This is a genomic window from Legionella nigrisilvae (assembly GCF_977063395.2).
The window spans coordinates 1-255 of sequence record NZ_CDRUGZ020000037.1 but is presented as its reverse complement, the minus strand read 5'-3'; the positions used below and the strand labels follow the sequence as shown (position 1 = coordinate 255).

The following is a 255-nucleotide window of genomic DNA, read 5'->3' as shown; positions in this document are numbered from 1 at the left end:
AAAAGAAATCAATTGAGATTCTCCAAGTAGCGGCGAGCGAACGGGGATGAGCCTGGTGTGATTTATAGTGCAATGAAGTAGAACAACTTGGGAAGGTTGGCCATAGAGGGTGAAAGCCCCGTATACGTAGGTTGCATTAAGAACTAAGCACGCGAACAAGTAGGCCGGGACACGTGAAATCCTGGTTGAATATGGGTGGACCATCATCCAAGGCTAAATACTACTTACTGACCGATAGTGAACCAGTACCGTGAG

The 255-nt window shown here is 47.1% G+C and carries 1 rRNA gene; it reads left to right on the top strand.

The features are described 5' to 3' along the window. Window positions 1-255 (top strand): 23S ribosomal RNA (locus tag ACWTE2_RS22360); the annotation flags it as partial.